Source organism: Knoellia sp. S7-12 (assembly GCF_040518285.1).
Classification (GTDB): Bacteria; Actinomycetota; Actinomycetes; order Actinomycetales; family Dermatophilaceae; genus Knoellia.
Genome location: NZ_CP155449.1, coordinates 492,575 through 506,676 on the forward strand (window position 1 = coordinate 492,575; position 14,102 = coordinate 506,676).

Consider the following 14,102-nt stretch of genomic DNA (forward strand, 5'->3'; position numbering starts at 1 on the left):
TCGAAGGGAAGCCCACCATGGCGACCACGCCGACCTCCCTCGCAGACCGGGGCCAGCGCCTCGGTCTGCGCCTCATCTCCAAGGCCGGCGGACTCCCCGTCATGGCCGACCCCAAGGTGCGTGGCCGAGTGGAGAAGCTCCTCAATCGCGGCGCCCACTCCGGGTTCAAGGCCCAGGTCGCTGTCGGCCGCGCGTTCAAGAGGTCCAAGGGCTCCGGTTCCGCCACCCGCCCGGCGACGGCGAAGCGCAGCGGTGTCTTCGACCTCACGCCGACCGAAGACCAGCAGATGCTCCAGCAGGCCGCCAGCGAGCTCGCCGACGACGTGATCCGGCCCGCCGGGTCCCGCGCCGACTCCGAGCGAGCCGTGCCCGACGAGGTCCGCGCCGCCATGCAGGAGATGGGGCTCGCGCTCGTGGGCGTGCCCGAGGAGCTCGGTGGCATCGCCGAGGAGCGTTCGGCCGTCGCCGGCGTCCTCGTCCTCGAGCAGCTCGCCCGCGGCGACATGGGCATCGCCGTCTCGCAGATGGCCACCGCTGCCGTCGCGACGGCGCTCGCTCTCTATGGCGACGCAGACCAGCAGGCGACCTACCTGCCGCACTTCACCGGTAATGTGCCGGTGGTCGCCGCGGCGTTCGCGCTCCAGGAGCCGCAGCCGCTCTTCGACCCGTTCGCGCTGACGACCACCGCTGTCGCACAGGGCGATTCGCTCGTCGTCAACGGCACCAAGGCCATCGTGGCCAACGCCGACAAGGCCGAGATCTTCATCATCTCGGCGATGGTCGACGGCGAGGCCCGCCTCATCGTCATCGAGTCCGCGACCGACGGCATCACCATCGAGGACGACCCGGCGATGGGGGTGCGTGCAGCCCACACCGGCCGCGCCATCTTCACCGACGTCACCGTCCCCAGGACCAACCTGCTCGGGACCGCCGACGACCACCGCGACGCGGTCCGCCGTGCGCGCATCGCCTGGGCCGCCGCCGCCTGTGGCACCGCCAGGGCCGTTCTCGACCAGGTCATCACCTACGCCCAGGAGCGCAAGGCGTTCGGCGAGCCGATCGGCCAGCGCCAGGCCGTCGCCTTCATGATCTCCGACATCGCCGTCGAGCTCGACGGACTCCGCCTCGTGACGCTCAAGGCGGCCGCCCGCCTCGACGCCGACACCGACGTCGCCCAGATCGCCGCCGAGGCACGCTCGCTCACCGCGACGTATGCCGCGCAGATCGGCTCGCACGCCGTGCAGCTGCTCGGCGGGCACGGCTTCGTCAAGGATTTCGACAACGAACGTTGGTACCGCGACCTCCGTGGAGCGGGTGTCCTCGAGGGCACCCTGCTCGTCTGACCCGGCATACCCCCATTCCCAGGCTCACCTGAAGGGCATCGTTGTGATTGACCTTGAAGTTCCCCGGAAGTTCCGCCCGCTCGTCGAGCAGGCCCGCGGCATGGCCGAAGAGGTCTTTCGGCCCATCTCCCGCAAGTACGACCTCGCCGAGCACGAGTACCCCCGCGAGCTCGACCTCATCTCCGCCGTCATCGACGGCATGGGCTCCTCGGGCGCCGGCCAGGGTGCAGGGGCGTCGAACACCACCCGCGCCACCGACGACCAGGAAGGGGTCGTCGCGGCTGTCGGCTCGGGTCGCAACACCCGTGAGGACAAGCGGGTCAAGAACGGCTCCAACCTCTCCTCCGTGCTCTCGATCCTCGAGACCTGCCGCGGTGACGTCGGGCTCACCCTCTCCATCCCGCGCCAAGGACTGGGCAACGCGGCCATCGCGGCCGTCGCCAACGAAGAACAAAAGGCGAGGTATGCCGGTCAGTGGGCCGCCATGGCCATCACCGAGCCCGAGACCGGCTCGGACTCCGGCGCCATCCGGACGACCGCCGTCAAGGACGGTGACGAGTACGTCCTCAATGGCGAGAAGATCTATGTCACCTCCGGTGAGCGCGCCGAGCTCGTCGTCGTCTGGGCGACACTCGACCGGAGCCTGGGCAAGCAGGCCATCAAGTCGTTCGTCGTGCGCCGCGACAATCCGGGGATGAAGCTCGTCCGGCTCGAGCACAAGCTGGGCATCCGCGCCTCCGACACGGCCGCCTTCCACCTCGACGACTGCCGCGTCCCGGCCGAGGACCTGCTCGGCGACCCGGAGATCAAGACCGCGGGCGGCTTCGGCGGCGCGATGCAGACCTTCGACAACACCCGCCCGCTCGTCGCGGCCATGGCCCTGGGTCTGACCCGCGCCTGCCTCGACACGACCACCGAGCTGCTCGAGAAGGCGGGCGTCACGGTCGACTGGGACAAGCCGGCATACACACAGTGCGCCGCGGCAGCGAAGCTGCTGCAGATGGAGGCCGACTACGAAGCCGCGCACGCGCTCACTCTGCGTGCCGCCTGGATGGCCGACAACGGCAAGCCGAACTCGATGGAAGCCTCTATGGCCAAGGCGAAGGCGGGGCGCACGTGCGTCAATGTCGCTCTCGCCTGCGTCGAGCTCGCGGGCGCGACTGGCTACAGCGAGCGCGATCTCCTCGAGAAGTGGGCGCGCGACTCCAAGATCCTCGACATCTTTGAGGGCACCCAGCAGATTCAGCTGCTCGTCATCGCCCGTCGCCTGCTCGGGATGAGCTCGAGCCAGCTCAAGTAGTCAGCCGCTCCTCGCGGTCAGCGGCGGCGATTGCGCTGTCGCTGAACCCAGGGCAGGCCGATTGCCAACGTTGCCAGGGCGAGCACCACGGCAGCCGCGAGCAGTCCGCACAACACGGCGAACCCGATCTTGATGATCCCCTCCCAGATGAGGTGGTCATAGGCAAGGTCGGGTTCGTTCTGCGTGCCCGTCCAGAAGCCGAGGACGAAGCCCAGCGTCGTGAGGATCATCAGCCCGAGCGAGAGACCGGCGCCCTTGGCGACTTGGGTGGCGTCGATGGGAGTGCCCGACTCGTCCTCATCGACCCGGTGAGCGAACGTCTCGAAGACGTCCGGCAACGGCTCTGAGCTGCGGCGCTTGGGCATGCCGGGAAGCATATGCCCCGGCACGCGGACGCCTCTGGCGCTCACAGGGCGTGGCGGTCCAAACTGGTGAACCGAACACCCGCGCGACAGTCAGGTGCTGATCATGGAAATCAACGGTCTCCCAGCGCACGTGCTCGTTCTGCATGGCGCGGTGGTCTTCACCCCTCTCGCGGCCATCACGGCGATCGTCTTCGCCGCGATGCCCCGGTGGCGCTTTTTGACCCGATGGCCCGCCGTCGTGCTGGCCGTCGTGGCGACGGTGACTGTGTGGGTGTCTCGGGTGTCGGGCAACGACTTCTTTGAGTCGCGGTTCGAGTCCCTCCCGGCCGACAACCCTGTGCGTGACGCGATTCTGGAGCACCGGGAGCTCGGCGAGATGCTGTCGCTGGTTGCCATCGGCTTCCTGCTGGTGGTTGCTGCCGGTGCCGTCCTGCTCGGCGGCGCCTCGGGCTTCGCGAGTGGGCGTGGCGCCAAGGAGCGGGCTCAGTCCTGGGTGGAGGTGGCTCTTCCCTTCGTGATCGTGGTCGCCTCGCTCGTGACACTCGTCTATGTGTTCCTGACAGGCGACGCCGGTGCGCGAGCGACCTGGGAGCAGCCGTCGGGCTGAGGAACCTGCGATCTGGTCACGCCTAAGGGTGTCGCTCGGGGGAGTCGCACCCCTACGTTGGGGGGCGTGCGCACTGAGGCGCACCCCCACGGAGGAGGAACACATGCGACGAACTCGCATGCTGGCACTGACCGGGACCGCGGCACTGATCGCCGCCATCGCCGGCTCTGCCAACGCCACGGCTGTCCCCAGCGCCCCGGCTGCTGCGGTCACGGGCAGCGGAAGCTATGTCGTCCTGGCGGACGCCGGAGCGGACGCGTCGGCCATCGCCGCCAAGCTGCGCGCGGCCGGAGGCACGGTGACGTCCGTCAACACGGACATCGGCCTCATCACGGTCAAAGGGTCGTCGGCCCTTCTCACCAAGGCCCGCGCCATCAAGGGTGTCGAGGGTGCAGCCGGCGACCGCTCCATCGGTCGTAGTCCCAAGACCGACAAGAAGGACGCCGTGCTCAAGGAGCACGCGGCGGCCGCTGCTGCGGGCAAGGGCAAGGGCAAGAGCTCGTCCTCGGCCGGCACCAAGGGCTCCAAGCACACTGCCGACCCCTTGGACGACAAGCTCTGGGGCATGGACATGATCGATGCCCCCGAGGCCCACGAGATTGAGATGGGTGACAAACGCGTTCGGGTCGGGATCCTCGACACCGGAGTCCAGGGCGACCACCCCGACATCGCACCGAACTTCGACAAGAAGCTCTCGCGCAACTTCACCACCGACATGACCGACGTCGACGGCCCGTGTGAAGTTGCGTCCTGCGTCGACGGCCCCGGAGTCGACGACAACGGCCACGGCACGCACGTCGCTGGCACGATCGCAGCCGCGATGAACGGCATCGGTGTCAGCGGTGTCGCCCCTGAGGTCGGCATCGTCAACATCCGCGGCGGGCAGGACAGCGGCTACTTCTTCCTCGGACCGGTCACCAGCGCGTTGACCTACGCCGGTGACACCGGCATCGACGTCGTCAACATGTCGTTCTATGTCGACCCGTGGCTCTACAACTGTGAAGGTGGCGCTCCGGAGGACAGCCCGGAGGAGGCCGCAGAACAGGACGTCATCATCGCGGCGATGAACCGAGCCCTTGAGTACGCCCACTCCAAGGACGTCACTCTGGTCGGTGCTCTCGGCAACAACCACGAGGACCTGAGCAACCCGCGGACCGACTTCTCCAGCCCGGACTACCCCGGTGGCACCGAGCACCCGCGCACCATCGACAACGCGACCTGCTGGGACCTCCCCACCGAAGGCCCGCACGTCATCGGTGTCTCGGCCCTCGGCCCGTCGGGTGAGAAGGCGGACTACTCGAACTACGCCACGGACCTCACCTCGGGTGAGATCGAGGTGTCGGCTCCTGGCGGATGGTTCCGCGACGGCATCGGCACCGCCACCTACCGCACCAACGAGAACCTCATCCTCTCGGCGGCACCGCTTCACGTCCTCCAGGCCGAGGGTCAGGTCGACGAGGCGGGCAACATCACGCCCGACGGTCAGGCGCTCGGCACGATCAAGGACTGCGGATTCGTTCGCGGCAAGCAGGTCTGCGGGTACTACCAGTACCTCCAGGGCACCTCGATGGCTGCTCCGCACGCGTCTGGTGTCGCAGCCCTCGCGGTGAGTGCGCACGGCAAGGTCCGTGGCAAGGCCGGCTTCACCCTCACGGCAGACAAGGTGCGTGACCTGCTCATGGGCACGGCCACCGACCACGCCTGCCCGGCAGGTGGCGTCCGGTCCTATGAGCCCGAGGGCCGCAGCCCCGAGTTCACGGCGACGTGCAACGGCACCGTGGACTTCAACTCCTTCTACGGCGACGGCATCGTCAACGCCCTGGGAGTGGTCCAGTAAGCCGTTCTGGTCTCTTCCAGACCACCAGGTATGCCGTCCGCTCGACGTTGAGCGGGCGGCATACCTGCGTTTGGGGTTCAAGGGACGACGGCCGCAGGTAGGTTGCGCCGGTGACTACCGGATTCACCGACGAGCGCGTGCGCGACTGGGTCGCGGCCACGCCGCAACATTGGCTGCGCTGGGTACTGGTCGGCCTGTGGGTGGCGGCGTTCGTCGTGTCTGTGGCCGGCGACACGGAGCCCTGCTCGACGGCCGACCTCACGGTGTGCGGTCCTGACCTGACCTTCTCGGTGGCGATCGTGCTGTGCTTCGCGTCGGTGGTCCTGTTGTGGTGGCGCCCCTTCGTCGCAGTGGCCTGCGCGGTGCTCTTCGCGATCGCGGACCTGGTGTGGGACACCGTCCGTCCGGCGAACGTCGCCTGGAGCGTCGTTGCCCTGGTCTTCGTGGCGTATGCCCTGCACCTCCGGTCGCGCTTCGCTCGCCAGCGCGAGATCGCCCGTGATGTGAGTGTGTCCCTGCCACAGTGGTCGTCGGGTCCGCAGCGCCCGCTGCACCTCGATGGGTCTCACCGCCTCATGGCCGCAGGCGCGGTGGCGCTGGTGCTCGTGGCGAGTGGAGCGGTCTATGGCTATCAGCGGGCGGTCGGGATTGATGACGCGCACGCGTCCCGGGCCCAGGTCGTTGAGGCCATCGTCCTGTCCGACGAGGACGAGGACGGCAACCAGAAGGTTCGGGTCGAGGGTCGCCCTGAAGGTTTCCCGGCCGAGGTGGACGTGCTGTTCCTCGAGGTGCCGGACATCGGTGACTCCGTCCCCCTGCACGTCGACCCGAGCGATCCGTCGTGGACGCATCCGGTTGCGGAGCCACCCGACCAGACCTGGTGGGTCACGGTCGCCGTGGGTGCACTGCTCCTTGCCGGGCTGCTTGCCGAGCGGCTGCTCGCGGTGCGGGTGCGCCGAGGGGCACTGGAGAGTCAGCACCATGCAGTCGGGGCGCCGGTGCGGGTCTTCACGGACGGTCTGGACTTCGTTGGGCTCGTGGCGACCGACTCGGCGCGCGGGCTCGGCGAATTCCCCGTCGACGAAGAGGTACTGCGCCTGGCCACGCCGGAGGCCCGACGGGTGGCTGCGCCCACCGAGGCGTTCCTCGTCGGCGATGTCCGCCACGGTGGGTGGGTCGCCTTGGCGACCTCGACGGGTCTGCGGCTTCCGCTCGGCTCACTCGCGGCACTGCCCGAGGACGCCGAGGTCGACATGGACACCTTCGGCCGCGACCCCGAGGATCCGAACGACTGGTCCGAGCCCGTCCCCATGGGGACGATTCCGGTGCCACTACCGATTGTCGTTGAGGCTCCGAGGTGGCTCAAGGCAGCGGGTCTGGCCGCGGCGATCGCTGCCGTCTCGGTGGGGACGTGGCTCCTCTGGGACGACGAGGTCGGGTTGTCCGGGGCGGGTGTGGTGTTCGGGGCGGGGTCGGCGTTGCATTGGGGCCTGGGCCAGCTCACGCACCGGGTCCGGGTGACCGGCAGCGGCTTTGCCATGAGGTCGGTCTTCAGCGCGATGGAGAGCCCGATGAGTGCGGTGAAGGAGGTGCGGGTCGACGAGGACGTGGCCCTCGTGATCTTTGAGGACGAGAGCGTCCTCGAGGTGATCCCTCCTGACGGGGACGGTCGCGGACTGGCTGCGGCGATCGAGCGCGCAGTTGAGTCGGCCCCGCGCCTGCCGGAAGGGTCGGCACCGCACAGTCATCTGTCGTGGGCGACGTTCGTGTTCGGGGCAGGTGTGCTGGTGCTGGCCGGCACTTGGCTGACGCACTGGCTCGCCTGAGGCACGTGATCGGGTGACGGCGGGCGTTGTTAGCGTGGTTTCAATCGGGGTTGCTCCTCGGGTCGGCTTGAGGTGTCTTCGCGCGAATTCGGCTGCGGGAGTGGCGAATTCAGCCCAGAGCGTAGGTCAAAACTCTTGACTTCCGAACACCAGTTCGATGACAATGGAGACATGAACCACACGCCTGCGACTGACGTAGCGCGACTGCGCGCGGCGTTGGAGGGTGCCCGTGACGCGCTGGCCTGTGATGCTGCCGGGGTGGGTCCGTTGGGGGACGTGCTGACCCGGTTGAGCGGTCCGGAGCTAGCGGAGTTCATGCGACTCGCTGATGACGTGAAGGCGCGTGCGGGGGCGGCGCAGATCCGGGTGGCCGCAGAGGCCGCACACCGGGGCGAGTTCACGTCCGCGCGTCGTGGTGAGGGTTCGGTGTACTCGTGGGTGCGTGAACACGCACCGTCGTTGCGGCAGGACGGTGACTCCCAGGTCGCGCAACTCGCGCAGGACGTGGCGTGTTCAGTGCCGGGCGGGTTGTGGTCCACAGCTGGTCCTGGGGCCGGGGCGTACGCCGACCCGGAGCGCCCCGAAGGTGTGGTGTGGGCGCGTGTGCTCACCGGGGAGATCGGTCCCGGCCTCGCGTTGACCGCGCTCAAGGAGATGGCCAAGCTCGAGGACCTGTTGCGCCCGGAAGTCGTGCCCACGGTCGCGGGGGCGATCCTGGACCACGGCGTGCTGTGGGGTCGCGCCGAAGCCAGGCGCCTTCGCCCGCACCTGATCGCGATGTTCGGCGCAGAGGGCGAGTTCGATGACACGCAGAAGAAGTTGCGCAAGGTGGCCTACCTGACCTCGCCGCGAGTCAACGACGCCGACATCACCGAGTACCGGCTCGGGTTGACCCCCGAACAGGCCGCCACCCTGGAAGCGGCCATCGGTGACTTGTCCAACCCGGCGCCCAACGACGTCACCGGTGAACGCGACACCCGCCCCAGCGAACAACGCCGCGCCGAAGCCCTCGCGGCCGTGTGTCGCAGGGTTGCCGGTGAGGGAGCCGCCGCGAAAGCCACCCCCGGTGGCGCGTCCACCACGGTGCATGTGGGGATCAACCTCGACGACTTGCTGTCCCTGTTCCCCGACACCGACCCGTGTGACACCAACACCGAGCACCCTGCCGATGCCTCGGCCGGGGCTGGCGCGGGTGTGAAGGCGGGGTGTGGGCGGGTGATGGTGTCGCGGGCGCAGGCCACGATACTGTCACCGGCGATCGTGCGACAGATGGCGTGTGACGCCGACATCCTCCCGGTCGTGTTCGGTGCCGACGGGGAGATCCTCGATGTCGGCCGTGCGGTCCGACTGTTCACCAAGGGTCAACGCCGCGCCCTGTGGCACCGCGACAAGACCTGCACCTATCCGGGTTGTGACACCCCGGCCGGGTGGGCCAAAGCGCACCACCTCATTCACTGGGTCGACGGTGGCCCCACGGATCTGGGCTACGCGGCGTTGTTGTGTCAACGCCACCACACCCACGTCCACGACAAGCGACTCATCGCCACCGTGCACCCACCCGACGAGCACGGCGCGTCGGTCACCTGGGACCTGAGTCCGGGGTCCTACGACCGTGACCTTCCCGCACGCCTGAACCAGATCCGGCGCGAACGCGCGACGCAACGCGCCACCGCGCAACAACGAGCACCGCAACGAGCCCGCCTCGACACCGGACCACCCGACCCCTGGGTCGACCAGCCACCCGAACACGTCATCCAAACCTGGGTCGACGAATGGATGGCCGACGAGCAGGACCGCGAACGCTGGGAAACCCGGCGCAACGCCGAGTTCGACGACGCCCTCGCCACCATGCTCGATGAAGAACGCACCAACAGCGCCTGACCCAGGACCCTGTCACAGCTCGGCCCTACGCTCGGAGTCATGGCGTCACGTGATCGACCGCTCGTTCCGGTCGAGTGGATCGAACGGGTCTCGCAGGTCCTCAGTGCGTTTCCTGAGGTGCACGAGCACGACGCCTGGGTGGGGATGGCCTGGAGGGTCCGCTCAGCGACGGTGGCCCACATCTTCGGCGGTGAGGACCAGCTGTTTCGCATCACCTTCCGTGCCGAGCCGGATGAGGTCGTCGCCTTCGAACATATGGGCGCCCCATATTTCAGAACGAATTGGGGTGGCAACGTCGTGGGGCTACTCGTCAATGACGATACCGACTGGGAGGAGCTCGCCGAGATGCTCACCGACTCCTACTGCATCCAGGCGCCACCCAAGCTCGCCGAGCAGGTCCCGCGCCCCGGCTGAGTGCGGGTGTCAGCTGGTCAAGGTCCAGCCGAGCCAAGCCGCGCCGAGGCCGAGGACGAGGTGCAGCACGAGCGTCGCGATCGCATGCTGTGTCCGTCGCTCGATGATCGAGTCCCACACCTCGAGCGCCAGGGTCGACATCGTCGTGAGTGCACCACAGAACCCGATCCCCACGAGTGCCAGGGCCTCACCCTCGACGCCGCCACCCACGAGCAGTCCGAGGACGAGGGAACCCACGACGTTGACCGCAAGGGTCCCGGCGTGGGTCGTGGCGCCGCGGTCACGGAGGAGTTGTGTCACGGCATACCGGAGCGGTGCGCCGACCGCCGCGCCGACGGCGACGAGCAGCCACGCAGTCATGGCTGCCGCCAAAGTGTCTGTGCCACAACGGTTCCGGCGCCCACGGCACCGACGCACACCACCAGCGTGACGACGACGTATGCCGCGGCGAGACCGCCGGTCCCGGCCTCGGCCAACGCGATGGTGTCGACGGCGAAGGCTGAATAGGTGCTGAACCCGCCGAGGAAGCCCGACATCAGCAGCGGTCGCACCCAGTCGGCTGCGTGTCGCCAGTAGGCCCACCCGGCCAGCACGCCGATGGCCAACGACGCGATGACGTTGACGCAGAAGGTCGCCCACGGCCAATCGGCGCCCAAGTGCGGAACGGCAGTGCCCACGGCATACCTGCTGATTGCGCCGAGGGCACCACCCACGGCGACCAGAGCGAGGTCACGCGACCGAAGCGCCATGGATCAGCGGCGGATGGTCTCGAGGTACTCCGCGATCCGGCCGATCGCCTCGGTGAGGACCTCGGTGTCCGGCAGAGTGACCAGCCGGAAGTGGTCGGGCTCGAACCAGTTGAAGCCGGTTCCGTGCGTCACGAGGATCTTCTTGGCGCGCAGCAGATCGATGACGAACTGCTGGTCGTCCTCGATGGGATACATCTCGGGGTCGAGCTTGGGGAAGCAATAGAGCGCACCCTGCGGCTCCACGCACGAGACGCCCGGGATCTCGTTGAGCAGCCGGTTGGCGAGCTTGATCTGCTCGAAGAAGCGACCGCCCGGGACGATGAGCTCGGTGATCGACTGGTAGCCGCCGAGTGCCGTCTGGATCGCGTGCTGCGCAGGCACATTCGCACACATGCGCATGTTGGCGAGGAGCGTCAGACCCTCGAGGAAGTCCTCGGCGAGGTGCTTCGGCCCCGACACCATGACCCAGCCGGCGCGATAGCCGCACACGCGGTAGGCCTTCGACAACCCACTGAAGGTGAGGCACAGGACGTCGTCCTCGGCATACGTCGCGACGTGGTGGTGGACCGGCGTGACGGCCCCATCGGCATAGAGGATCTTCTCGTAGATCTCGTCGGCCATGACCACGAGGTGGTGGCGGCGGGCGATGTCGACGAGACCCTTGACGATCTCTTCTGAGTAGACGGCACCGGTCGGGTTGTTGGGGTTGATGATGACGAGCGCGTGGGTGTTGGGGGTGATCTTGGATTCGATGTCGTCGAGGTCGGGGTTCCACCCGTTGTCCTCGTCGCAGCGGTAGTGCACGGGCGTCCCACCCGACAGCGCCACCGCACCGGTCCACAGCGGGTAGTCCGGCGCGGGGATGAGGATCTCGTTGCCGTCGTCGACGAACGCCTGCAGCACCATCGAGATCAGCTCGGAGACACCGTTGCCGATGTAGACGTCGTCGACGACCGTGTCGGTGAGGCCACGCGCCTGGTAGTACTGCGCGACGGCGGTGCGCGCGGAGTAGATGCCGCGCGAGTCCGAGTAGCCCTGTGCGTCGGGCAGGTTGTGGATCATGTCGGCGACGATCGCCTCGGGCGCCTCGAACCCGAACGGCGCCGTGTTGCCGATGTTGAGCTTGAGGATCTTGTGTCCCTCGGCCTCGAGCCGCTGGGCCTCGACGAGGATCGGTCCCCTCACGTCGTAGCGGACGTGCTGCAGCTTCTTGCTCTGGACGATCGGGCGCATGCACGCATGCTGTCAGACGGCGTATGTCGCGCGCTCACCTGTTTCGACGAGCGTCGCTTGTGGTGGGCTGGGCTGCGTGGGGATGGTCGCCTTACGAGGATGTGACGACGTTGGCTGTGGGCCGGGCCGCCCCAGCCGCCGGACGTAGGCTGAAGACCGTGGTGCGCATCCTGCTTGTCGAAGATGACGCGACAGTCCGAGATGCTGTCGCCGCGCATCTTCTGCGCGCGGGATACGACGTGCAGACCGCCGCGGATGGGGGTGCCGGTCTCAAGGCCTACACGCATGGGTCCGCAGACCTCGTTCTGCTCGATCTCATGCTGCCCGTCATGGGCGGTTTGGAGCTCTCTCGGCTCCTCCGCTCGCTCCGACCCGACCTGCCGATCGTCATGCTCACCGCCCGTGGGCAGGAACACGAGCGGATCGCCGGTCTTCGACACGGTGCGGACGACTACGTGACGAAGCCGTTCAGCATGCGCGAGCTCGAACTCCGCATTCGCTCGGTCCTTCGGCGGGCGGCACGTCCCACCGGGCCTGTGGTCGAACGCCTCACCGACGGCGACCTGGAGCTCGACCTGGTCGCGCGGTCGGCAACGCGAGCGGATCGACCTCTGGCTCTCACGGCCCGTGAGTTCGACTTCATTGCCTTCCTCATGCGGCAGCCGGGGTCGGTGCATTCGCGTGAGGACATCATCAAAGAGGTTTGGGGGTGGGATGTCGGCGACACCTCGACGGTCACAGTGCACGTCCGCCGGGTCCGGGAAAAGGTCGAGCCCGACCCGGGTGCGCCGGTCCGCCTCGTCACCGTCTTCGGCCATGGCTACCGCTGGGACCCGACTCCGGCCGAGGGCTCTTGATGGGGCCGGAAGTGAGTGCGGTCCTTGTCTCGGCGGGCGTGACAGCGGCTGTCGCGGCCGTGGGTTCGACGGTCCTCTCTGCGGTGAGCGCCCGTCGTCCAGCTCATGCGGTCCTGGGTGCGCCGCTGGTCATCGTCATCTCGCTGGCTGCTGGGGTTGCCGCCGCGTCCCGGGCGATGTTGCTCGCCGAGGACGACTACCGCACTGTCCTCTTCGTCCTGATGGCCGGGGCGCCAGTGGCCCTCATCATCGGGATCCTCCAGGCCAACAGGCTGCGAACCTTCGAGCGGGTGGCTGCGGAGGAGGCTGCACGCCGGGACCGGAACGCCGCGGTCGAGGTGTCCCGGCGGGAGACGATCCAATGGCTCTCCCATGACCTGCGCACCCCTCTCACCGGGATTCGGTTGCTTGCAGAAGCGTTGCAGGACAGCTCTGTCGAGTCGCCGGACAAGGCGATCCGGATCATCAACGAAGTTGATCGCATGGCCGGCATGGTCGACGACATCACTGAGTTGTCCCGGCGGGGCGGGACAGTCACGGACGATCCGCAGCTGGTGTCCGTGGACGACCTCGTTTCGGAGGCGGTCGCGGCGATCGCCCCCATTGCGGAGTCGAGTGGAGTCGCAGTCGAAGCAGGGGAGCGCACTCTCGTCGATGTCCGCGTCGACGCAGATCGGGTGGTTCGGGCCCTGGCCAACGTCGTGCGCAACGCCGTCCAGCACACTCCAGCAGGCGAGGCCGTTGTCGTCTCGAGCTCGCACTCCGCTGGCGGCGTGGTCCGCGTGAGTGTCACCGATGCCTGTGGCGGTCTCACTGACGAGGACCTCGCCCGTGTCTTCGAGCCCGGCTGGAGAGGTGACGGTGCGCGCACGGAGCGCGGCATGGGCCTCGGCGCGACGATCGTTCGTGACGTCGCGCGTGCGCACGGTGGAGACGTCAGTGTGGTCAACCGGCCCGACGCCACGGGGTGCGTGGTGACGGTGACCCTGCCGGCGGTCGACCGGGCCTGATCCGTGCCGGGGGGGCCTGAGTCCTTACGTCCCGATGACAGGTTGCCCGGTTCGCTTGGGTTCGTCTGGCAGGCGGGGTTCGATGGACGCACACCCACCTCAAGGAGCCATCATGCGTCGCACAGCCACGGCCCTTCTCGCACTGAGTGCAGTCCTCGGCCTCGCAGGATGTGGTTCGAGCGACATGGACCAGGACACCGCCGCCAACCCCAGCTCATCGATGGCACCCACGTCGTCGGCGACACCGACACGTTCGAGTCCGACCAGCGCTGGTCCCTCGGTGGCATCCCCGACTGGTGACGCGATGGCAGCGGGCGCCTACCTCACGCTGGCTGAGTACAAGAGCCAGATGGGCTCTCGGGAAAGCTCAAAGGTCGTCTACTTCTTCCACGCGTCGTGGTGCCATGACTGTCGCACGACCGAGAAGTCGATCTCGGACGACGGGGTACCCGCGGGGCTCACCGTCGTCAAGGTCGACTACGACAAGGAGACCGACCTCAAGAAGAAGTACGGCGTCACGGTGCAGCACACCTTCGTCCAAATCGCGCCTGATGGCGAGCAGCTCGCCAAGTGGTCAGGCTCGAAGTCGGGCGCCGCGATCAAGTCGAAGACGATCTGACCGCCCACACGGGTGACCCCAACCCTTGTCGCCCTCTCGGCCCCTTCGACGTCAGGACGCT

14 protein-coding genes are annotated in these 14,102 nt (G+C 67.9%); 10 read left to right on the forward strand and 4 right to left on the reverse strand.

Features of this window, described 5'->3' with window-relative positions:
- The first annotated feature begins 17 nt into the window (after window positions 1-17).
- Both V6K52_RS02390 and V6K52_RS02395 read left to right on the forward strand, forming a co-directional pair.
- Window positions 18-1,343 (forward strand): acyl-CoA dehydrogenase family protein, encoded by a 1,326-nt coding sequence (locus tag V6K52_RS02390; RefSeq protein ID WP_353952310.1) that lies wholly within the window; start codon window positions 18-20, stop codon window positions 1,341-1,343.
- Window positions 1,344-1,386: 43 nt separating this feature from the next.
- Window positions 1,387-2,643 carry an acyl-CoA dehydrogenase family protein gene (locus tag V6K52_RS02395; RefSeq protein ID WP_353952311.1) on the forward strand — a complete coding sequence of 419 codons (1,257 nt, stop codon included), beginning with the start codon at window positions 1,387-1,389 and terminating at the stop codon, window positions 2,641-2,643.
- A gap of 17 nt (window positions 2,644-2,660) precedes the next feature.
- Here the strand turns inward: V6K52_RS02395 and V6K52_RS02400 are convergent, their stop codons facing one another.
- Window positions 2,661-3,008, reverse strand: coding sequence for a hypothetical protein (locus V6K52_RS02400; protein WP_353952312.1), 348 nt, complete (start codon window positions 3,006-3,008; stop codon window positions 2,661-2,663).
- A gap of 103 nt (window positions 3,009-3,111) precedes the next feature.
- On the opposite strand from V6K52_RS02400, the gene V6K52_RS02405 reads away from it, so the two are divergent.
- The 5 genes from V6K52_RS02405 (at window position 3,112) to V6K52_RS02425 (ending at window position 9,573) form a co-directional block, all read left to right on the forward strand.
- Window positions 3,112-3,615 carry a hypothetical protein gene (locus V6K52_RS02405; protein WP_353952313.1) on the forward strand — a complete coding sequence of 168 codons (504 nt, stop codon included), beginning with the start codon at window positions 3,112-3,114 and terminating at the stop codon, window positions 3,613-3,615.
- A gap of 103 nt (window positions 3,616-3,718) precedes the next feature.
- The gene (locus V6K52_RS02410) at window positions 3,719-5,452 is read left to right on the forward strand and encodes a S8 family serine peptidase (protein ID WP_353952314.1); all 1,734 of its coding nucleotides are present in this window, start codon (window positions 3,719-3,721) and stop codon (window positions 5,450-5,452) included.
- A 110-nt stretch (window positions 5,453-5,562) separates the two neighbouring features.
- The gene (locus tag V6K52_RS02415) at window positions 5,563-7,278 is read left to right on the forward strand and encodes a hypothetical protein (RefSeq protein WP_353952315.1); all 1,716 of its coding nucleotides are present in this window, start codon (window positions 5,563-5,565) and stop codon (window positions 7,276-7,278) included.
- Window positions 7,279-7,449: 171 nt separating this feature from the next.
- Complete coding sequence (locus V6K52_RS02420) at window positions 7,450-9,159, forward strand: DUF222 domain-containing protein (RefSeq protein WP_353952316.1); 1,710 nt, start codon at window positions 7,450-7,452, stop codon at window positions 9,157-9,159.
- Window positions 9,160-9,198: 39 nt separating this feature from the next.
- Window positions 9,199-9,573, forward strand: coding sequence for an MmcQ/YjbR family DNA-binding protein (locus V6K52_RS02425; protein WP_353952317.1), 375 nt, complete (start codon window positions 9,199-9,201; stop codon window positions 9,571-9,573).
- A gap of 9 nt (window positions 9,574-9,582) precedes the next feature.
- Here the strand turns inward: V6K52_RS02425 and V6K52_RS02430 are convergent, their stop codons facing one another.
- From V6K52_RS02430 to V6K52_RS02440, 3 genes are read right to left on the reverse strand one after another with little or no spacing between them, the layout of a single operon-like run.
- Window positions 9,583-9,933: a CrcB family protein gene (locus V6K52_RS02430; protein ID WP_353952318.1), complete on the reverse strand. Its 351-nt coding sequence runs from the start codon at window positions 9,931-9,933 to the stop codon at window positions 9,583-9,585.
- Entirely contained in the window at window positions 9,930-10,322 is a 393-nt protein-coding gene (locus V6K52_RS02435; RefSeq protein WP_353952319.1) for a CrcB family protein, read from the reverse strand. Before V6K52_RS02435 ends, V6K52_RS02430 begins: the two co-directional genes overlap by 4 nt.
- A 3-nt stretch (window positions 10,323-10,325) precedes the next feature.
- Window positions 10,326-11,555 carry a pyridoxal phosphate-dependent aminotransferase gene (locus V6K52_RS02440; RefSeq protein WP_353952320.1) on the reverse strand — a complete coding sequence of 410 codons (1,230 nt, stop codon included), beginning with the start codon at window positions 11,553-11,555 and terminating at the stop codon, window positions 10,326-10,328.
- Window positions 11,556-11,713: 158 nt separating this feature from the next.
- On the opposite strand from V6K52_RS02440, the gene V6K52_RS02445 reads away from it, so the two are divergent.
- The 3 genes from V6K52_RS02445 to V6K52_RS02455 all read left to right on the forward strand — a co-directional run bounded on the left by V6K52_RS02445 (window position 11,714) and on the right by V6K52_RS02455 (window position 14,041).
- Window positions 11,714-12,412: a response regulator transcription factor gene (locus V6K52_RS02445; protein WP_353952321.1), complete on the forward strand. Its 699-nt coding sequence runs from the start codon at window positions 11,714-11,716 to the stop codon at window positions 12,410-12,412.
- Window positions 12,413-12,423: 11 nt separating this feature from the next.
- Window positions 12,424-13,422: a HAMP domain-containing sensor histidine kinase gene (locus V6K52_RS02450; protein WP_353952322.1), complete on the forward strand. Its 999-nt coding sequence runs from the start codon at window positions 12,424-12,426 to the stop codon at window positions 13,420-13,422.
- Window positions 13,423-13,534: 112 nt separating this feature from the next.
- Complete coding sequence (locus V6K52_RS02455) at window positions 13,535-14,041, forward strand: thioredoxin family protein (RefSeq protein ID WP_353952323.1); 507 nt, start codon at window positions 13,535-13,537, stop codon at window positions 14,039-14,041.
- Window positions 14,042-14,102 lie beyond the last annotated feature (61 nt).